18 protein-coding genes are annotated in these 19,582 nt (G+C 51.6%); 16 read left to right on the top strand and 2 right to left on the bottom strand.

The genetic code is table 11. The features are described 5' to 3' along the window. The 12 genes from tpiA to KO087_RS07595 all read left to right on the top strand — a co-directional run bounded on the left by tpiA (position 1) and on the right by KO087_RS07595 (position 12,516). The gene (gene tpiA / locus KO087_RS07650) at positions 1–735 is read left to right on the top strand and encodes a triose-phosphate isomerase (protein WP_215508684.1); all 735 of its coding nucleotides are present in this window, start codon (positions 1–3) and stop codon (positions 733–735) included. Next, entirely contained in the window at positions 728–2,239 is a 1,512-nt protein-coding gene (gene gpmI / locus KO087_RS07645) for a 2,3-bisphosphoglycerate-independent phosphoglycerate mutase (protein ID WP_215508683.1), read from the top strand. Before tpiA ends, gpmI begins: the two co-directional genes overlap by 8 nt. Positions 2,240–2,248: 9 nt before the next feature. Continuing rightward, a complete protein-coding gene (eno, locus tag KO087_RS07640) occupies positions 2,249–3,526 on the top strand; it encodes a phosphopyruvate hydratase (protein ID WP_215508682.1) in 1,278 nt (425 codons plus the stop codon). Positions 3,527–3,535: 9 nt separating this feature from the next. Continuing rightward, complete coding sequence (locus tag KO087_RS07635; protein WP_215508681.1) at positions 3,536–3,979, top strand: SixA phosphatase family protein; 444 nt, start codon at positions 3,536–3,538, stop codon at positions 3,977–3,979. Further along, the gene (gene gloA, locus KO087_RS07630) at positions 3,976–4,353 is read left to right on the top strand and encodes a lactoylglutathione lyase (RefSeq protein ID WP_215508680.1); all 378 of its coding nucleotides are present in this window, start codon (positions 3,976–3,978) and stop codon (positions 4,351–4,353) included. Before KO087_RS07635 ends, gloA begins: the two co-directional genes overlap by 4 nt. Before the next feature lie 144 nt (positions 4,354–4,497). Further along, entirely contained in the window at positions 4,498–5,763 is a 1,266-nt protein-coding gene (gene murA, locus KO087_RS07625) for a UDP-N-acetylglucosamine 1-carboxyvinyltransferase (RefSeq protein WP_215508679.1), read from the top strand. Between the two features lie 96 nt (positions 5,764–5,859). Continuing rightward, positions 5,860–7,395, top strand: a complete 1,536-nt coding sequence (locus tag KO087_RS07620; protein ID WP_215508678.1) for an ABC transporter substrate-binding protein — start codon at positions 5,860–5,862, stop codon at positions 7,393–7,395. Positions 7,396–7,467: 72 nt separating this feature from the next. Beyond that, the gene (locus KO087_RS07615; protein ID WP_215508677.1) at positions 7,468–8,394 is read left to right on the top strand and encodes an ABC transporter permease; all 927 of its coding nucleotides are present in this window, start codon (positions 7,468–7,470) and stop codon (positions 8,392–8,394) included. A 9-nt stretch (positions 8,395–8,403) separates the two neighbouring features. Next, entirely contained in the window at positions 8,404–9,255 is an 852-nt protein-coding gene (gene nikC, locus KO087_RS07610; protein ID WP_215508676.1) for a nickel transporter permease, read from the top strand. Position 9,256: 1 nt separating this feature from the next. Next, entirely contained in the window at positions 9,257–10,240 is a 984-nt protein-coding gene (locus KO087_RS07605) for an ABC transporter ATP-binding protein (protein ID WP_215508675.1), read from the top strand. Further along, on the top strand, positions 10,233–11,027 hold the full coding sequence (locus KO087_RS07600; protein ID WP_251374972.1) for an ATP-binding cassette domain-containing protein: 795 nt from the start codon (positions 10,233–10,235) through the stop codon (positions 11,025–11,027). The genes KO087_RS07605 and KO087_RS07600 overlap by 8 nt, the downstream gene beginning before the upstream one ends. Positions 11,028–11,106: 79 nt before the next feature. Beyond that, positions 11,107–12,516 carry a phospholipase D family protein gene (locus KO087_RS07595; protein WP_215508673.1) on the top strand — a complete coding sequence of 470 codons (1,410 nt, stop codon included), beginning with the start codon at positions 11,107–11,109 and terminating at the stop codon, positions 12,514–12,516. 301 nt (positions 12,517–12,817) lie between these two features. Here KO087_RS07595 and KO087_RS07590 read toward each other — a convergent pair whose 3' ends face one another. Beyond that, complete coding sequence (locus KO087_RS07590; protein WP_251374970.1) at positions 12,818–13,990, bottom strand: gamma-glutamyltransferase family protein; 1,173 nt, start codon at positions 13,988–13,990, stop codon at positions 12,818–12,820. Continuing rightward, on the bottom strand, positions 13,902–14,444 hold the full coding sequence (locus tag KO087_RS07585) for a gamma-glutamyltransferase (RefSeq protein ID WP_251374968.1): 543 nt from the start codon (positions 14,442–14,444) through the stop codon (positions 13,902–13,904). The genes KO087_RS07590 and KO087_RS07585 overlap by 89 nt, the downstream gene beginning before the upstream one ends. A 162-nt stretch (positions 14,445–14,606) precedes the next feature. Between KO087_RS07585 and secG the strand changes: the two genes are divergently transcribed. From secG to KO087_RS07565, 4 genes are all read left to right on the top strand, one after another. Further along, positions 14,607–14,840 carry a preprotein translocase subunit SecG gene (gene secG / locus KO087_RS07580; RefSeq protein ID WP_215508672.1) on the top strand — a complete coding sequence of 78 codons (234 nt, stop codon included), beginning with the start codon at positions 14,607–14,609 and terminating at the stop codon, positions 14,838–14,840. Between the two features lie 12 nt (positions 14,841–14,852). Continuing rightward, positions 14,853–16,856: a sodium-translocating pyrophosphatase gene (locus KO087_RS07575; RefSeq protein WP_251374966.1), complete on the top strand. Its 2,004-nt coding sequence runs from the start codon at positions 14,853–14,855 to the stop codon at positions 16,854–16,856. Between the two features lie 172 nt (positions 16,857–17,028). Further along, complete coding sequence (gene tnpA, locus KO087_RS07570) at positions 17,029–17,487, top strand: IS200/IS605 family transposase (RefSeq protein WP_215508671.1); 459 nt, start codon at positions 17,029–17,031, stop codon at positions 17,485–17,487. Positions 17,488–19,082: 1,595 nt separating this feature from the next. Beyond that, positions 19,083–19,582: hypothetical protein (locus tag KO087_RS07565; protein WP_215508670.1), on the top strand; the 500-nt coding region annotated here is incomplete at its 3' end.

Below are 19,582 nucleotides of genomic sequence, written 5' to 3'. Positions count from 1 at the left end.
ATGAGACGGTTGTTAATTGCCGGAAACTGGAAAATGAACACCACCGTGGTTGAAGGGGAAGCTCTGGCCGAGGCCCTTCGGGACGTGGACACAAGCTCCGTGGACGTGCTCGTGGCCCCGCCATTTACCCACATCGATCGGGTGGCCCGGGCACTGAAGGACACCGATGTCTTCATCGGCGCGCAAAATGTATCGGAAGATACCTACGGCGCCCACACCGGGGAGATCGCGGCGGAAATGCTCGCGGATCTTTCCGTCGATTACGTCATCGTGGGCCACAGCGAATGCCGCGGCCGCGGCGAAAGCGATGAGGCGGTGGCGAAAAAAGCCGCCCGTGCCTTGGATGCGGGCCTTCTTCCCATTATCTGCTTCGGCGAAAGCGAAGCAGTTTACGGATCCGGCGAACGAATCGACTTTTTAAAGAAGCAAGTACAAGATTCCCTTGCGGGAATCGAAGATTTAGATAAAATCACTTTGGCCTACGAGCCCATTTGGGCCATCGGCACGGGCAAAACCGCCGATGCCGCCGATGCCGATGCAGTCATCGGCGCGGTGCGGGCCGCCTTGGATCCAAACGTTCAAGATACGGTGCGGATTCTCTACGGCGGAAGCGTCAAGTCTTCCAATGTGGCGGGCTTTGTGGCGAAGGAAAACATCGACGGCGTGCTCGTCGGCGGCGCCAGCTTAAAGGCCGATGAGTTTAAGGCCATCGTCGGGGAGGCGTCCCATGGTTAAACCCATGCTTCTGGCCATATTAGACGGGCTGGGCCTTGCCGAAGCGGGGCCGAACAATGCCTTTTACATGGCCGAGACGCCCTTTATCGACAGCCTCATGAAAAAGGGCTACGGCGTGCTGGAGGCATCCGGCGAAGCCGTGGGATTGCCTGCGGGACAAATGGGCAATTCCGAAGTGGGCCACACGAACATCGGCGCCGGCCGCATCGTGTATCAAGAGCTTACCCGCATTACGAAAGATGCGGAAGACGGCACCTTGGCGGAAAACAAGGTGCTGAAAGAGGCCTTTGAAAAGGCGAAGGCAGGCGCCCTGCATTTGGTGGGCCTGCTTTCCGACGGCGGCGTGCACTCCCATCGAGACCACCTCTACGCTCTGATTCAGCTGGCGAAGGCGGCCGGTGTGGAAAAAATTTACATCCACGGCATTTTAGACGGCCGTGACGTGGCGCCGACATCGGCGCGGGAAGAAGTGAAAAAGCTTCAGGCCAAGCTAAATGCATGGGGCGCCGGTGAGCTCGTGAGCCTCGTGGGCCGCTACTACGCCATGGATAGGGACAATCGCTGGGAGCGGGTGGAAAAAGCCTACGACCTCTTCACCTCCGGCGTGGGCCGAGCCTTTACCGACAGCGATTCGATTTTCGCCCTGTCCTACGAGGCGGACAACACCGACGAATTTTTCGAGCCCGCCTATTTGGAGCGGAATGGTAAGGCCGTGGGCCGCATGGAAGACGGCGACGTGTTCTTGTTCTACAATTTCCGCCCGGACCGGGCGAGGGAAATCGTGCGTGCCTTTGCCGATGAAGGCTTCGATCAATTCGACCGAAAAGTTTATCCCCACATGCACGTAGTCACCATGATCGATTACGACGACACCATCCCCAACACCCACGTGATCTATCCCAAGGAAGAAATTAAAGACACCCTCGGCGAAATCTTGGCCCGTGAGGGCATGAAGCAATTGCGCATCGCCGAAACGGAAAAATACGCCCACGTCACCTTCTTCTTAAACGGCGGCAGGGAAAATCCCTTTAAAGGGGAGTACCGCATTTTGGTTCCCTCGCCGAAAGTGGCCACCTACGATATGGAGCCGGGGATGCGGGCGGAGCTGGTGAGCAGCCATTTAATTAACGCCATTGAAAAAGATTTGGCCGATGTCTACATCGTGAACTACGCCAATCCCGACATGGTAGGCCATACGGGAAACCTCGATGCGGCCATTCAGGCCGTGGGTGTCGTGGACAAATGCCTGGAATCGGTGGTAGAAGCCATTCGCAAAAAAGGCGGGCGGGCGCTGATTACGGCGGATCACGGCAATTGCGACGTGATGAAGGATGCGGCGGGAAATCCCGTCACTTCCCACACCACCAATCCCGTCTTCCTCATTCCCGTGGGATTTGATCGGGCGCTGGACGACGGCGTTCTCGCCGATATCGCCCCCACCATGTTGGAGGAGCTGAATATAAAACAACCCGAGGCCATGACCGGCCGCAGTTTATGGAAATAAGGAGCAAATATGAGCAGCATTATTGAAGTTTATGGTCGCGAAGTCTTAGACAGCCGCGGAAACCCCACGGTGGAAGTGGAAGTGTACACGGCGGCCGGCGGTTTCGGCCGGGCCATCGTTCCCTCCGGCGCCAGCACCGGCGCCTATGAAGCCATCGAATTGCGCGACGGCGGCGATCGCTACCTGGGCAAGGGCGTTGAAAATGCCGTGGCCCACATTAATGAAGTCATCGCCCACGAAATTCTCGACTACGACGTATTGGATCAATTGGGCATCGACGAAGCCCTCTTGGATTTAGACGGCACGGAAAACAAGGCAAAGCTCGGTGCCAACGCCATTTTAGGCGTGTCTCTCGCCGTGGCCAAAGCTGCCGCAGACGAATTGGGCCTGCCTTTGTATCAATACATCGGCGGCGTCGGCGCCCGTACCTTGCCCGTGCCCATGATGAATATTTTAAACGGCGGGGAACACGCCGATAACAATGTGGACATTCAGGAATTTATGATTATGCCCGTCGGTGCCGAAAGCTTTAAAGAAGGCTTGCGCATGGGCGCTGAAGTGTATCACCACCTGAAAAAAGTCATTAAATCCAAGGGCCTTTCCACCGGCGTCGGCGACGAAGGCGGCTTCGCTCCCGACTTAAAGAGCAATGTGGAAGCGTTGGAACTCATCGTGGAAGCCGTGAAAGAAGCGGGCCTCACTCCGGGAGAAGACATTGTCTTTGCCCTGGACGTAGCCGCATCGGAAATGTACGATAGCGACAAAAAGGTCTATGTATTAAAAGGCGAAGGCAAAGAGCTTACGGCGGAAGAAATGGTGGCATGGTATGAAGACATCGTGAGCCGCTTCCCCGTGAAGAGCATCGAAGACGGCCTGGATGAAGACGATTGGGAAGGCTGGAAAATGCTCACCGAACGTCTGGGCAAGAAGATTCAATTAGTAGGCGACGATTTATTCGTCACCAATGTGAAGCGCTTGGCGCGAGGCATCGAAGAAGGCGTGGGCAATTCCATTTTAATTAAGCTGAATCAAATCGGCAGCCTCACAGAAACCATCGACGCCGTGAACATGGCCCATCGGGCGTCCATGACGGCGGTCATCAGCCACCGAAGCGGCGAAACGGAAGATGCAACCATCGCCGATTTGGCCGTGGCACTGAATACGGGACAAATTAAAACCGGCGCGCCGGCGAGAACCGATCGCGTCGCCAAGTACAATCAACTCCTTCGCATCGAAGATGAATTGGGCGAATTGGCCCGCTACGAGGGAAAAAATCTGTTTAGATAAGAGGTCATTATGATTTTATATTTAATGCGACACGGCAAGGCGGAAGATGTGGCTTCTCGCGATGAAGAGCGCGCCTTGACTCAAGAAGGTATTTTTCAAGCGGAAGACACGGCGGAAGCTTTCTTGCGCAGGGAATGGCCCCTGCCCCAAAAGATCATCGTTTCGGAATATAAGCGCGCCGTGGAAACGGCGGAGGTCATGGCGAAGAAATTAGGCGTACACGATGTGAAGGTCGTGAGCTACAAAGACGCCACCCGCTGGCGGAACATGAAGACCTATATTACCGACGAGCCCATTTTGTTTATCGCCCATCAACCCTCTTTGGGCTACACCATCGAAGAGATCACCGGTGAAGTGGTGGCCGTGAGAAAAGCGAGCCTTCACAAAATCGAGTACGATCCCATTTTGGACAAGGGCGTTTATGTAGACAAAATTGAAAGGGTGAGGTCGTGAATTACGCACACACCTGCATTCGCGTCAAGGATTTAGATGCTTCCATTGCTTTTTACGAAAAGGCCCTGGGCTATCATGTGACCCGCGAAAAAGACCACAGTGCCGACGGCTTTAAGTTGGTCTATTTGGCCCTGGAAGGGGACAAGGCGGAGCTGGAGCTTACCTACAATATCGGCCACGGCGCCTACGACATCGGCGACGGCTACGGCCACGTGGCTGTGGAAAGCGACGATCTGGAGGCGGATCATGCCCGCATGAAGGCGGAAGGCTTTGATGTGACGGAATTAAAAGGCCTGCCCGGCGAAGCGCCCCGCTACTTTTTCGTCACGGATCCCGACGGCTATAAGACGGAAGTGATTCGTCGAGGGATTTGATGACAAAAGCCGTAAACCATGGTTTGCGACGGCTTTAAATATGATACAATAAGAACGCTCGGAGTGTATGCTCCCGGCGTTCTATTTGTATTATGAGGACTGAGGTCCTTTCAATAAATCAGCAGAAGTAAGGGGAGAATATTTTTGGAAAAAATCGTCGTGGAAAAAAGTCCTGCCCTAAAGGGGCGCGTACGCATTAGCGGAGCGAAAAATGCCGCCTTGCCTATTCTGGCCGCCTGTCTTTTAGGGACAGAGGATATTTACCTGGAAGAAGTGCCGGAGCTTCAAGACGTGCACATTATGTGTCAGGTTCTCGAGGCCTTGGGCAGCGAAGTGGAAGTTTTGGGCAAAGGCAAGCTTAAGATTAATTCCGCAGGTCTCTCGGAATACAAGACGCCTTTCGAATTAATGAACAAGATGCGGGCATCTTTTCTCGTCATGGGGCCCTTGCTCGCCCGCATGGGCAAGACGGAAAACTCCCTTCCCGGAGGGTGTTCCATCGGCGCGAGGCCAATCGACTACCACTTAAAAGGCTTCCGCGCACTGGGTGCGGAGATTCACGAAGACATCGGAAACATTACCGCCTCCTGCGACAAGCTCGTAGGCGAAAAGATCTATCTCGACTTCCCCTCCGTCGGCGCCACGGAAAACATTATGATGGCGGCGGTACTGGCCGAAGGGGAAACGGTTATCGACAATGCGGCCAAGGAGCCGGAGATCGTGGATCTTTCCAATTTCCTGAGAAAGCTCGGCGCTAAAGTTACCGGTGCCGGCACATCCACCATTCGCATCGTCGGCGTCGAGCGATTAGGCGGCGCGCGCCACGCCATTATTCCCGACCGCATCGAAGCGGGCACCTTTATGGTGGCGGCGGCCATTACCGGCGGCGATGTCCTCGTGGAAAATGTCATAACCAATCACATTAAGCCCGTCATCGCCAAGCTGAAAGAATCCGGCGTCGAAGTCATCGAAGAAGGGGAAAATGTCCGCGTCATCGGCCGGGCCATTCCCGAAGCCATCGACATTAAGACCCTGCCCTATCCGGGCTTTCCCACGGATATGCAGGCCCAATTTATGGCCTACATGACCCAGTGCAAGGGCAGCAATGTGACCATCGAAACGGTATTCGAAAACCGCTTTATGCACGTGGAAGAATTTGAAAAAATGGGGGCGGACATTAAAATCGACGGCAGAAGCGCCGTGGTCATCGGGCCGAAGCATCTGAAGGGTGCCCACGTCCGCGCCAGCGATTTGCGCGCCGGGGCGGCACTGATTCTCGTGGGCCTGGTGGCGGAAGGCAAGACCCATATTCACGACATCTACCACATCGACCGAGGCTATGAAGATATCGAAGAGAAGTTCAGAAATCTCGGTGCCCTCATTTCCCGTGTGGAAAGCGACGAGGTATAAAAGGAAATTTTGATTCCGCCGATTTTCTTTCGGGTATACTTTATCCAAACAGTATACAGCCTGAAGAAAACCATGATGAAAAGGAAGTGATCGTTCATGAAGAAAAAATTTGCGGCAGTGGCCCTGGCTATGGCCATGCTGCTAACAGCCTGCGGCGGCGGTGGCGGCGGAGGTAAATCCGCGGCAAAGGACAAGGACACCTTGGTTATCGCCCAAGCCTCCGATGCCGAGTCCATGGACCCCACCATTCAAAACAGTATTTACGCAGAAAACATCATTAAACAAATTTACGATCCCCTGGTGGTTCGTAAGCCCGACGGCACCATGGAAAACCGCTTGGCGGAATCCATCGAACAGCCCGATGACGTCACTTATGTCATTAAGTTGAAAGAAGGCGTGAAGTTTTCCAACGGCGAAGACTTTACTTCCGAAGACGTGGCCTACACCTTAAACCGCGTGGCTCAATCGGATGCTTACGGCTACATTTTCGGCCAAATCGATCCCAACAGCTACGACACCTCGGATCCTCACGTCATTAAATTTAAATTAAAGGCACCGGATGCCACCTTTAAGGCGGCTTTGGCCCACCCGGCGGCATCGATTGTCGATAAGACCACCACGGAAAAAGATCCGGAAGCTCTGGGAACCAATCCCGTAGGTACCGGCCCCTTTAAGTTGGACGACTGGAAGAAGCTGGACAACACCGCCCTCAGCTACAATGAAAATTACTGGGGCGAAAAACCGGCCTTTACGAAAATGGTCTTCCGCATTATTCCGGAAGATGCCAACCGCGTCATCGAATTGGACAGCGGCCAGGCGGACATCGCCATGGAAGTGGCGCCCAACGACGCATCCAAGGTGGAAGAGAACAAAGATCTGGCTCTTTACACGAAGCTGGACAACTCCGTACACTTTATCGGCCTCACCGTGGATCGGGGCATTTTCAAAGACCCGAAGGCCAGAGAAGCCATGACCTACGCTTTGGATATGCAAGCCATCATCGATGCGGTTTACATGGGCCACGGCAAAGTCGCCACGGGACCGGTGAACCCGAACATTCCCTACTCCATCTCCGATTCCATTAAGCCCGAAAAGCGGGACATCGAAAAGGCCAAGGCCCTCTTAAAAGAAGCCGGGGTCAAGGAAGGGGATACGGTGAAGCTTTACGTTCACGACCAACAAGCCAGAAAGGACATGGCCACGATTATTCAATCGCAATTGGCTGAAGTCGGCTTGAATGTTGAAATCAACGCCATGGAATGGAACGCCTATATGTCCGCCCTCGGCAAGCCCGACCACGAACACGATATGTTCATTATGAGCTGGTCGCCTTCCATCGTGGATCCCCACTATCCCCTTTACGCCACCTATGCTACGGCGAAAAAAGGCGTGGGCCCGAACTTTATGTTCTACGGCAATCCGGAACTTGACGCTTTAATCGAAAAGGGTCTCAGGGCATCTGAAAAGGAACGAGCAGCGGTTTACAAAGAAGCCCAAGAGCTGGTTATTAAAGAACGCCCGGCCATCTTCGCCCTTTACGGCGAGCAAATTATCGGCGCACAAAAGAACATTAAGAACTTTGAGCCCGATCCCTGCGGAAGCAACGAGTTTTACCACATTACGTTTGAATAAACCACGACGATAAAGGCTCCCTCGGGAGTCTTTATTACATAAGATGTATGAAATGTATGGAAAGAGGAGAGCATGAGCAAATTTATCCTTCGACGACTCCTACTCATGGTGCCCACCATGTTGGGCGTGAGCTTCATCATTTTCGGCCTCCTGTATTTAACCCCCGGCGATGCGGCGGTGGCGAAGTTGGGACAACAGGCGCCGCCGGAAGCCATCGAGGCGTATCGGGAAAAACTGGGTCTGAACGATCCCTTTATCGTTCAATACGGACGCTACATGAAAGGGGCCCTTCACGGCGATTTGGGCAAGAGCTACCTCTCCGGCGCCGACGTGGGGGACACGCTGAAGGAATATTTCCCCGCCACGGTGAAGCTTACGGTCTTTTCTTTGGCCGTGGCCGTGATCTTCGGGATTTTGTTCGGCGTCTTAAGCGCCGTGTACAAGTATTCCTGGGTCGACAAGATCTCCATGTTTTTCGGCATGATCGGTCTGTCCATGCCTATTTTCTGGTCGGGGATGCTCTTCATTCTCCTGTTTTCCGTGAAATTAGGTTGGTTGCCTTCCTCGGGGCTACGCTCTTTTAAGCACTTAATTTTGCCGGGCTTCGCTCTCGGTTTTCAATCCATGGCCGTGATTATGCGCCAAACCCGCTCCTCCATGCTGGAGGTGCTGAGCAGAGATTACATTCGCACGGCGCGCTCCAAGGGGCTCAGAGAGCACTACATTCTCTTCGTTCACGCCTTGAAAAACGCCATGATTCCCGTGCTCACCAGCGCCGGACTTTTGACCGGTTCCTTAATCGGCGGCAGTGTCTTGACGGAAACCATCTTCTCCATTCCGGGCATCGGTCGCCACATGGTGCAAAGTATTTCCGCCATGGACTACCCCATGATTTTAGGGGCGGTGCTCTTGATTTCCCTTTCCTACTGCGTGCTCAATTTGATCGTGGACATTCTCTACGGCTTCTTGGATCCCCGCGTGCGCAGCCAGTACCAATAAGGAGGCCCTATGATTTCAAAACAATCCAGGTTCTACGACCTCCTTCGCCTGTTTAAGAAAAATAAAATGGCGGTCATGGGCTTTGTCATTATTGCGGTGATGATCGCCGTGGCAATTTTCGCGCCCCTCATCGCCACACAGGTGCCCTACGAACAAAATCTCGCCAATCGCTTCCAATCCCCCTCGAGCCAACATTTTTTCGGCACGGATAATTTCGGCCGGGATATTTTTTCCAATGTGGTTTACGGGGCGCGGATTTCCCTTTTCATCGGCTTTCTCGCCACGATTCTCTCCGTCATTTTCGGCACCATTATCGGCGCCGTGGCGGGCTTTTTCGGCGGCGGCGTGGACAATGTGCTCATGCGCCTCGTGGATATTATCCTCTCCATTCCATCCTTGATTTTGGCCATCGCCATTTCAACCGTTTTGGGCACGGGGATTCGCAATTTGATTCTCGCCGTGTCCCTGTCGGGGATTACGAATTACGCGCGCATCGTGCGCGCAAGCGTCCTTTCCGTGAAGGAGCAGGAATACGTTGAGGCGGCGAAAATCGGCGGCGCGTCCAACTTCCGCCTGATCTTCCGCCACATTCTGCCCAACTGCTTGGGCCCCATTATCGTTCAGGCTACCTTAGGCGTCGGCACCTCCATACTGCAGGCGGCGAGCTTGAGCTTTATCGGCTTGGGCGTGCAACCGCCGACGCCGGAATGGGGCGGCATGCTTTCTCAAGGCAGAAGCTACATTCAAGACTATCCGCACATGACCATTTTCCCGGGTCTCGCCATCGCCCTTACGATTTTTTCCTTGAATCTTTTCGGCGACGGCTTGCGAGACGCGCTGGATGCAACGCAAAGGGGTTAATATGTCGAAACTCATAGAATTTAACAATCTGCATACGACCTTTTTCACCGATTCCGGCCCGGTACACGCCGTCAACGGCGTCACCTTCTCCATCGAAGAAGGTTCCACCACCGCCGTGGTAGGGGAAAGCGGCAGCGGAAAAAGCGTGACGGCCCTGTCCCTCATGGGGCTTTTGCCGAAGCCCTACGGAAAAATCGAAGAGGGGGACATCCTCTACAAAGGCGAAAGCATTTTATCCATGGAAAAAGAAGAGCGGCGAAGGCTCCGCAGCCGGGATCTGGCCATGATCTTTCAAGAGCCCATGACCAGCTTGAATCCGGCGCTGAAAATCGGCTTTCAAATCGAGGAAGTCTACCGCCGCATCATGGGCCTTTCCAAGGCGGAAGCGAAGAAAAAAGCCGTGGAAATGCTGGAGATGGTAGAGATTAAAGACGCGGCAAACAAAGCCCGCGCCTATCCCCACGAACTTTCCGGCGGCCAGCGGCAGCGGGTCATGATTGCCATGGCCCTGGCCTCGTCGCCAAAGCTTTTAATCGCCGATGAGCCCACTACGGCCCTGGATGTCACCATTCAAAAAGAAGTGCTGGAGCTTATGGAGAGCCTCCAGCGGGACATGGGCACGGCCATTATGCTCATTACCCACGACCTCGGCGTGGTGGCCCAAATGGCCGATCACGTCGTGGTCATGTACGGGGGCAGGGTCATGGAAAAATCCGACGTGTGCACGATTTTCGATCGGCCCCTCCATCCCTACACCATCGGGCTTTTGCGGGCGCGGCCGACACTGGAAAATCGCGGGGAAAAACTCTACAACATTCCCGGCAATGTGCCGCCGCCGTCGGAGATGGAAGGGCATTGCCCATTCTATTCCCGCTGCGACAAGCGCATGGACATTTGCGGCAGGGAAGTGCCGCGATTGAGGGAACACCGGCCGGGCCAATGCGTCGCTTGTTTCCTCTATGAAGGGGAGGCGTGCTGTGGCTGATCTGTTGAAATTAAATCACGTAGTAAAGAAATTTCCCGTGGGGAAAAAAGCCCTGTTCTCTAAAGAGCGAAAGATGTTTACCGCCGTGGACGACGTGTCCTTTACCTTAGGCGAAAAAGAAACCGTGGGCATCGTCGGGGAAAGCGGCAGCGGCAAATCCACCTTGGCCCGCTGCATTTTGGGCCTCTATCCCGACGCCGAAGGGGAAATCCTCTACCGAGGCAAGGACGTATTGAAGGCCGATGCCAAGGAGCTGAAGGCCATTCGCCGGGACGTGCAGATGATTTTTCAGGATCCCTACAGTTCCCTGAATCCTCAAATGACCGCCGAGGAAATCGTCATGGAGCCTTTAAGGAATTTAGGTGGCGAAAACATTCGGGAAAAAGCCCGTGAAACCTTGAGCCTCTGCGGGTTGTCGAAAGCCCACTTCGGCCGCTACCCCCACGAATTTTCCGGTGGCCAGCGCCAGCGCATCGGCGTGGCCCGTGCCCTGGTGGTGGAGCCCACCTTAATCTTGGCCGATGAGCCCACCTCGGCACTGGACGTGTCCATTCAGGCCCAGATCATTAATCTTCTGGAAGAGCTTCAAGAGGAGCGAAATCTAAGCTACCTCTTTATTTCCCACGACATCGCCGTGGTGGAACACATTGCCGATCGCATCGGCGTCATGTACCGAGGCAAACTGGTGGAGATCAACGACCGGGACAGCATCATGAACAATCCCCAAGCGGACTACACGAAAAAGCTCCTCTCGGCGGTGCCGCCCATGGATCCCCACTGCAAATAAATGAATGCACCCACCCCGGGGGAATGTTTCGCCGAGGGACGGTGCATTTTTGTTCCAATGATGAAAAAGGAGGGGCCTATTGAAGCGATTATCGAGAAAAAAACGCGTCCTGTGGATTCTTCTTCTCCTATGGTTGATTCCCACGGCTTATAGCCTGACCACGAAAAATCCCGAAGGAAGCAATGTCTCCGGTGAATTTTCTCCGGCGGAGGCGGAATTTATTTACGACCTGAGTTATGTAAAAGACGGGGAGAAGGTGCACGAGCAGAAAATTTTCGATCGAGAGATGGAAGTGATCGAGGAGGCCGAAAAATTTCTCATGGTGGATTTTTTCCTCTTTAATGCCACTTACGATAAGGACGTGGACTGTCCGAAACAGGTGGCGGCCATGACGGATCTTTTAATCGAAAAGAAGCGTGAAAATCCCGCCATGCCCATTTTGTTTGTGACGGATCCGATCAATAACTTCTACGGCGCCTACGAAGAGGCCAATATAAAGCGGCTGAAAGAGGCCGGCATCGAGGTGGTGGTCACGGATCTAAATCGCATGCGGGATTCCAATCCTCTGTTCTCCGGCATCTACCGCGCCTACATTCAGTTCTTCGGCACGGCGGGGAAGGGCCGCATCAGAAACTTCTTCGCCAAAGAAGGGGAGAAGGTGACGGTGCGCTCCGTATTAAAGCTTATGAATTTCAAGGGCAATCACCGAAAAGTGGTGATTTCCGAAAAAGAAGCCATGGTGGCTTCCGCCAATCCCCACGATCCCAGCGCTTACCATTCCAATGTGGCCGTCGTCTTTCGCGGGAAGGCCATAGAGGATTTGATTCGCTCGGAAAGCATCTTTTATAAGGAACTGCCTCCTGTGGTAAAGGATTACAAGGCCGAAGAGGTTGCGTCGCCGGATCGGCTGAAGGTCATCACCGAAGGGGCGATCTACGACGCCATATCCGAGAATATTAACAAGAGCAAGAAGGGCGATAAGATTCATATCGGCATCTTCTACCTGTCGGAATTTCGCCTGCTGAAGGATTTGGAGGCGGCGGCCAATCGCGGTGTCGATGTAAAAATCGTCGCCGACTTAAACAAAGACGCCTTTGGGCTTGAGAAAAACGGCGCCCCCAATCGGCCGGCATTGAGCGAGCTGAAGGAAAAGGCACCGAGCATTCAGATCCGCTGGTACAACACCCATGGCGAGCAATACCACACGAAAATGATTTACTTCGATTTCAAGGATGAAAAGCCTCTCGCGATTTTAGGGAGCGGCAATTTCACCCGCAGAAATTTGGATAACTACAATTTGGAAACGGACGTGGCCGTGGAAATGGAATGCAATTCCCCCATGCACATGGCTGTGGAGAATTACTTCCGCCGCATTTGGACCAACGAGGGCGGGGAGTACACCTTGCCCTTTGAGGCGTACAAAGACGAACGCTTCTTCATTCGGCCCCTGTGGAAGTTCCAAGAGGCCACGGGCCTATGCACCTGGTAAAATTGTTTAAAAAAAGAACCGGAGACGTGCTCTCCGGTTTTTGATTGGGCAAAATCAATCCTTCTTATGTGCACTGTTTCTTTTGCAATAGTTAGAAATCGCGGAAACGAGGACTCTGAAAAAGATTGTGGCGCCGATAAAGATCCAAAAATAGATATCTTTATAAACATCACTGAACTGCCAATGACCATAGATCCTCATGGAAATGAAATAGTTCACCATGATCGCGACGAGGAAGATTACGGCAAGAAGCAGAAGGCTTGTTTTCCATTCTCTCATGATATCACCTCTCATCACCATTTTACTTGCCGGGGAATGGTTTGTAAATAAACGAGTCCGCCACGGCGATGGTGCCGTCGCAGCGCTTTTCCGTACCGCCGACATAAATTTTTCGCTTCCGGTCGTAGAGCATGTATTGGCCCCGGCCCATGTCCAAATCGTGGGGCGGTCGAATCACCCGGTGGCCGCGGCGGATCAATTCCTCCACGGCCTTCTCGTTGTAATCCTCTTCCACGACGAGGTCTTTATCTCCCGTCCACATAAAGCGGGGCGCGTCCAGAGCCGCCTGGGGATTTCTGCCGTAGCGCAAGAGCTGAAGGAGAGTCTGCACGTGGCCCTGAGGCTGCATAAAGCCGCCCATAACCCCGAAGGCGCCGTAGGGCTTGCCGCCTTTCGTCAAAAAGCCCGGGATAATCGTGTGGTAGGGCCGTTTGTTCCCGGCCAAACAATTGTCGTGGCCTTCTTCGAATGTGAAGTTCAAGAGGCGGTTGTTTAGTGAAATCCCCGTCTCCGGCACGACGATGCCCGCGCCGAAACCGTCGTAATTGGATTGAATCATGGAGACCATGTTGCCTTCATTATCCCCTGCACAGAAATAAACCGTGGAGCGATCCAAGAGATTGCCGTAGTGAACGATCTCCGCCTTTTCTCCGATTGCGTCGCGACATTTTTTAAGATACTGGGGATTTAAAAGATCCTCCGAGGAGAGGGACATGTATTCTGGATCGGCCACGTATTTCGCCGCGTCGGTCATGGCCCGCTTAATGGCCTCGGCGATGACATGGGCGCTTTTGCCGTCGTCGGGGATCGTGGGCTTGTGCTTTAAAATCTCCAGGGCCATGAGGACGGAAATGCCCTGGCCGTTGGGGGGCAGCTCCCACACCTCGGCCCCTTCAAAGGAAAGGGAGAGGGGCTCAACCTCCAAGGTTTTCTGTGCGGCGAGATCTTCTTTTCTCATAAAGCCGCCGTGGGCTTTCATAAAGGCGTCGATTTTTTCGGCGATGGCCCCTTCGTAGAAACTTTCTCCGCCGTCTTCTGCAATGGATTTTAATGTGCGGGCCATGTCCGGAAAAGTAATTACATCGCCTGCCTTCGGCGCCTTTTCTTCAAAAGAAAACTGCGCCCAAAAGCCGTCGTAAAGAGCACCTCGATTGGCACGTCTTTTTTCGAGCTCCATGGCCCATAGCCGCGCCACGGTGGGGGGGGAGGACGAAGCCTTTTTCAGCGTAGTCTATGGCGGGAGCCAGCACGTCTTTAAAGGGCAGGCGGCCGTGTTTTTTATGAATGTCCGCCCAGGCCCGTACGGCGCCGGGAACCCCTGCGGCTTCGATGCCGAACTCCGGCATGGCCTCGCATTTTTTTTCTTTCATGGCGGCGAGGGAAATGGCGGCGGGGCTTTTGCCGCTGCCGTTGTAACCGTAAAGTACATCGTCCATGGCGACGATGGCGAAAAGATCGCTCCCGAGCCCGTTGGAGGTGGGCTCTGCCACCACCTGGGCGGCGGCCATGGCGACGGATGCGTCCACGGCATTGCCCCCGGCTTCTAAAATCTTTCTGCCCGCCGCGGCCGCCGAGGGATTGGAGGCAAGGGCCATGGCGCGGCCGTAGGTCAAACTGCGTTTCGAAGGATAGGGATAGGTCTGATTCAATGGCTTCACTCCTTTAAGATGATTATAGCCCTTCTCTTTAAAACTAACCAGTAAAATGCGTAAAACAAGCCTTTTTGCGGCAGCTTCCAATTGCAATACACAATGGATTATGTTAGGATAGTAATGTTATTGATAGATAGTTTGGATCGAGGAGGTGTAAATATGACTACATTTATCAGTGTTATCGTCGCCCTGTCGGCCATCGCGACCATTTGGGCCATCGTCGTTCAGGAATCCAATCAAGTGGGCTTGGGTACCTTAGACGGTAGCTCGCCGTCGTCGGAATGGGGGACCAATCGTGGGACCAGTCGCAAGGAAATGCTCAAGCGCATTACCATGGTCTCTTCGACAATCTTTTTTATCGCTACTATTTTGCTTGTAGCAGTTATGCAATAATCAGGAGGAATCATGGATATTAATATTTTATTCATCGCTCCCATCGTCGGTATTATAGCTATTTTATTCGGTCTTATGAAATCTTCCTACGTAGGAAAGCAAGATCCGGGTAACGATCGGATGAAAGAAATCTCCGGCTATATCCACGAAGGAGCCATGGCCTTTTTACAACGTGAATACAAAGCGCTCGTCGTCTTTGTCGTCGTATTGGCCGCCGTTTTAACATTCGCTATCGGCTGGCGCACCGCTGTATGCTTCATCGTCGGCGCCATCTTTTCCGTTACCGCCGGCTACATCGGCATGAACACGGCCACCAAAGCCAATGTTCGTACCGCCAATGCCGCCCACAAAAGCGGCATGGCAGCGGCTCTGGATATCGCCTTCTCCGGCGGTGCCGTTATGGGTCTTGTCGTCGTCGGTTTAGGTATTTTAGGGATTTCCGTCTTCTACCTGTGGTTCGGCGATGCTGAAATCATCACCGGCTTCTCCTTAGGGGCATCCTCTATCGCCCTCTTCGCCCGTGTCGGCGGCGGTATCTATACCAAAGCTGCAGACGTCGGCGCCGACTTGGTCGGTAAAGTTGAAGCAGGTATTCCGGAAGACGACCCGAGAAACCCGGCTGTTATCGCCGATAACGTCGGCGACAATGTCGGCGACGTGGCAGGTATGGGTGCCGACTTGTTCGAATCTTATGTCGGCGCACTCCTTTCCGTTATTACCTTAGGTTTCCTGGCTTCCCAAGACAAAGGGATTCAATACGGCCTTTCCATCGCCGTCATCGGTATTATTGCTTCGATTATTTCCATGTTCTTCGTTAAAGGGGACAAGAACCCGCAAAAAGCATTGAACATGGGCACCTATATTGCATCCGGCGTCACCATTATCGTCTCCGGTATTTGCGCAAACATGATTTTCGGCGAACTCACCTTGTTCTGGCCCGTCATCATCGGCGTTTGCGTCGGCTTGGTTATTTCCAAGATCACCGAATACTACACCGCCGACGACTATAAGCCTGTTCAACGAATCGCACACGAATCGGAAACCGGCGCATCCACAAACATCATCGCCGGCCTCTCCGTTGGCATGATGTCCACCGTCGGCCCGATCATCGTATTGGCTATCGGCATTATCGCCGCATACGCTTTAGGCGGCGGCCACGAAAACCCGGTCTTCGGCCTTTATAGCATTGCTTTGGCCGCAGTAGGTATGTTGGCTACCACCGCATCCACCATCGCTGTAGACGCCTACGGCCCCATCGCCGACAACGCCGGCGGGATCGCCGAAATGTGCGAACTCCCCGAAGAAGTCCGCGGCATTACCGACTCCTTAGACGCCGTCGGTAACACCACGGCTGCCATCGGCAAGGGCTTCGCCATCGGTTCTGCAGCCCTCACCGCCCTTTCCTTGTTTGTATCCTACATTCAAGCTACGGGCCTTGCAGGCATCGATATTTCCAAGCCCGGCGTTATCGCAGGGACCTTCATCGGCGGCATGCTGCCCTTCGCTTTCTCCGCTTTAACCATGAGCGCAGTCGGCAATGCGGCCACGGCCATGATCGAAGAAGTACGTCGTCAATTTAAAGACATCCCCGGCATCATGGAAGGAAAAGCGACTCCGGAATACGCAAAATGCGTAGACATTTCCACCACCGCCGCATTAAGAGAAATGATCGTTCCCGGCATCATCGCCGTGATCGTGCCCTTAGTTGTCGGCTTCTGCTTAGGCACGGAAGCATTAGGTGGTCTGCAAGCCGGCGCACTGGTTACCGGCGTCTTAATGGCTATCTTTATGAGTAATGCCGGCGGCGCTTGGGACAATGCCAAGAAACACATCGAAGGCGGCGCCCACGGCGGCAAAGGCTCTGATGCACACAAAGCGGCCGTTACCGGCGATACCGTCGGCGACCCCTTCAAGGATACGTCCGGACCGAGTTTGAACATCTTAATCAAACTGATCACCATCGTTTCCTTGGTCTTCGCACCGCTCTTTGTACAATTCGGCGGCATCTTTATGTAGTCGATTCCACTCGATCAAATTATAAGCAACTCGCTTCGGCGGGTTGTTTTTTTGTATTAGAAAACCCCCGGTTAGACCGGGGGTTCCGTTTGGCTCTAGCGATAATTGCCCGTTATTTCCAGCGTGATATGATGAGAGAGGTCTGCCAACCAATCACAATCAGGAGGAAATAATGACATCACTAAATCACACCCATAGTTTATCACACACAAATTGGAATTGTAAGTATCACGTCGTGTTTGCTCCGAAATACAGGCGAAAAGTATTTTATGGATCGAAGCGCTTAGAAATTGGAGCGATTCTACGGGAGTTATGCAGTTGGAAAGGCGTGAACATAATCGAGGCGGAAGTATGTCCGGATCACGTTCACATGCTACTAGAGATCCCACCCAAACTATCTGTATCTTCATTCATGGGCTTTCTAAAAGGTAAGAGCAGCATCATGATCTATGAACGATGGGGAGACATGAAATACAAATATAGGGGAAGGCAGTTTTGGTGCCGAGGCTATTACGTTGATACAGCGGGGAAAAACGCTAAAAAGATTCAAGAGTATATACAAAACCAGTTGAAAGAGGATCAAATAAGTGAGCAACTAACCTTTGACACGACGAACCCCTTTAAGGGGTAGCCGAGTAATGTTAGCACGGGCAGACCAACGACGCCCTTCAGGCGCAGCTAGTAATACAAGCCCTTTGGGCCGACAAAGAAAACCCCCGGCTACGCTGGGGGATGTTTATTGTGCGAAAATATTCATTGAGGGCACTACTCCTCAATAGATTTATTAGAGCCTTTTATATTTGAACTCAATTACAATAATCATTCGAACATCGACAGTAAATTAATCAATTAAATAGCACAGGAGTAAATTCGATTTAACTCACCTCCAAATAGTTCAGTTGGAGTGAGGTAGACAAGAAGTGTTTTTCGACAGATTATTACATTATATCCCTATGTAGGGAATTTGTTTATCAGATTAACTCTTAAGACGGCCCCCTTTAGGAAAATCTGCGAATTAGATTAATGTATGTCGCTCTATAGATCACTTTCCACAAGAGGCATAGGAGCAGCGAAGTAAGTCGATGTTTTCTGATCTTCTCCAGATCAGAAAACATCGAAAACTTAGGTTCATTACCTGACGTCACCTTTTTGAAGACATCATCTTATTGTTCACTGTATTGTTAGCGAATAGTCCCTAAGGTAGCCATGATACTGCTTGTATCCCGTCCTGGGATTAGGAGTATCCAATACTCGCTGGTGTTACGTTCAATTATAGCAATAAAGCTACCGTCATCATTTTATAGAACCGATAACAAGTTCTACACCCGTGTGCCTAAACTCGGTATGATTGTTTGTTTCCGAAGGTCGTTTATACGATCCCCTTTTTCTTTAGAGACTGAAGTAGTTTCTCTGGAAGGTCAATGTTGTGGAAAGCAAGTAAGCCCAGCATAAAAGAGCGATAGAATGTCTTGATACTAACGATCTGTTCTCTAGTAAAAAGAACGCCATTTATAGTGTAGCCGACGCATGCACCCAGCGTCTAATTATTTGCGAAGAAATTCTCTTCTACAAAAGAAATAGAATCGAACATTTTGAGGAAATCGAAGTAGCTACAACTTATTTGGCGTTATTTCTCATGGTTAGCTTGCACGTTAGCGGTTTTGTAGGGTAGAACATTAGTACTACAAAGCGTCACTGTTTCATATTTGATTCAATTGCGGATAGTATTAAGAGCACAAACGTTTTTTGCTACTTTGTTAGCTTTCAGGTCATCCTTTAGGCGAGTTTGGATAAAACTCGGCATTCAAATGTAAGGAATTGCCCTTTTTGTATTTTATTGCAGTAAATTGTCCATAGGACTTTCCTTCTAATGAATGTACTTCTTTATACTTAAATCTTTAAAAAGAAAGCCATATGGACTTTATTGAATATTCAACTTGATATTACAATCAATGAGTTCAAAATTGGATCTAAAAAAGAGTTCTATGACCGTCGACAATTGTATCGCTAATAGAGCTGAAATTTTTAAATAATTCGACAATACGTTGATTTGACAAAAAGGAAAGTGAAGCCTATAATAACTAACAGATAATAAGTATCAATATCAAAAAGAGAGGTGAAAGTGCAATGCTTAATTCAATTCGAACAAGGTAGATATTATGATTTAGCTGTATTAACTTGTAGTATCTTAAGTTTAAAAGATATTGAGATAGAAGGGAGAATCAAATGTACCTGCAAAATTTAAAGATAAAAAGCAAGGGACTTTTACTTATCTTTTGCCTAACCGTGGCTTGTTTGACAATTTCTACTTTAATGAGTAGTACTAAGGTCCATGCTGCCAGTTTAAAGTCATCCGTAACAGCAGAAGGAATGAAAGATCATGGCATTGAAATTGAGAAAGCTGAATTCTGCAAATCAAAGGATAGAGTTGATTTTGGTTACAAAGGAATTTACGGATTTGTTTATCTAAGATTAAAAGGGGCCCCTGACGGTGCTACCTATAAAATAAGGCTCTATAATATCCATTGGGGAGTAACCTCCTTAATGGATATTTTTGTGCAAAAAGATAGCACTTGTTTTCCTAATCACCTAAAATTAAATCACCACAAAATAATAAAGGGGGGCAAACAAGTGCAAAACAATATTACCACATTACTTTTAGGAATCCAAGATGTCGAGGTCACCGGTGTTTCAGAAGAAAGACGCCTGATTACCATTGATTGCAA

It is taken from the genome of Peptoniphilus rachelemmaiella, assembly GCF_943169845.1.
In the GTDB taxonomy this organism is placed as follows: Bacteria; Bacillota; Clostridia; order Tissierellales; family Peptoniphilaceae; genus Aedoeadaptatus; species Aedoeadaptatus rachelemmaiella.
This window is presented reverse-complemented; position numbering and strand designations above follow the sequence as displayed.

Bases quoted from the DNA above. Each gene is read 5' to 3' on its own strand.
- tpiA (WP_215508684.1), top strand. From the start codon at position 1: ATGAGACGGTTGTTAATTGCCGGAAACTGGAAAATGAACACCACCGTG.
- gpmI (WP_215508683.1), top strand. From the start codon at position 728: ATGGTTAAACCCATGCTTCTGGCCATATTAGACGGGCTGGGCCTTGCC.
- tnpA (WP_215508671.1), top strand. From the start codon at position 17,029: ATGACATCACTAAATCACACCCATAGTTTATCACACACAAATTGGAAT.
- secG (WP_215508672.1), top strand. From the start codon at position 14,607: ATGACTACATTTATCAGTGTTATCGTCGCCCTGTCGGCCATCGCGACC.
- KO087_RS07615 (WP_215508677.1), top strand. From the start codon at position 7,468: ATGAGCAAATTTATCCTTCGACGACTCCTACTCATGGTGCCCACCATG.
- KO087_RS07620 (WP_215508678.1), top strand. From the start codon at position 5,860: ATGAAGAAAAAATTTGCGGCAGTGGCCCTGGCTATGGCCATGCTGCTA.
- KO087_RS07635 (WP_215508681.1), top strand. From the start codon at position 3,536: ATGATTTTATATTTAATGCGACACGGCAAGGCGGAAGATGTGGCTTCT.
- nikC (WP_215508676.1), top strand. From the start codon at position 8,404: ATGATTTCAAAACAATCCAGGTTCTACGACCTCCTTCGCCTGTTTAAG.
- eno (WP_215508682.1), top strand. From the start codon at position 2,249: ATGAGCAGCATTATTGAAGTTTATGGTCGCGAAGTCTTAGACAGCCGC.
- KO087_RS07605 (WP_215508675.1), top strand. From the start codon at position 9,257: ATGTCGAAACTCATAGAATTTAACAATCTGCATACGACCTTTTTCACC.
- KO087_RS07575 (WP_251374966.1), top strand. From the start codon at position 14,853: ATGGATATTAATATTTTATTCATCGCTCCCATCGTCGGTATTATAGCT.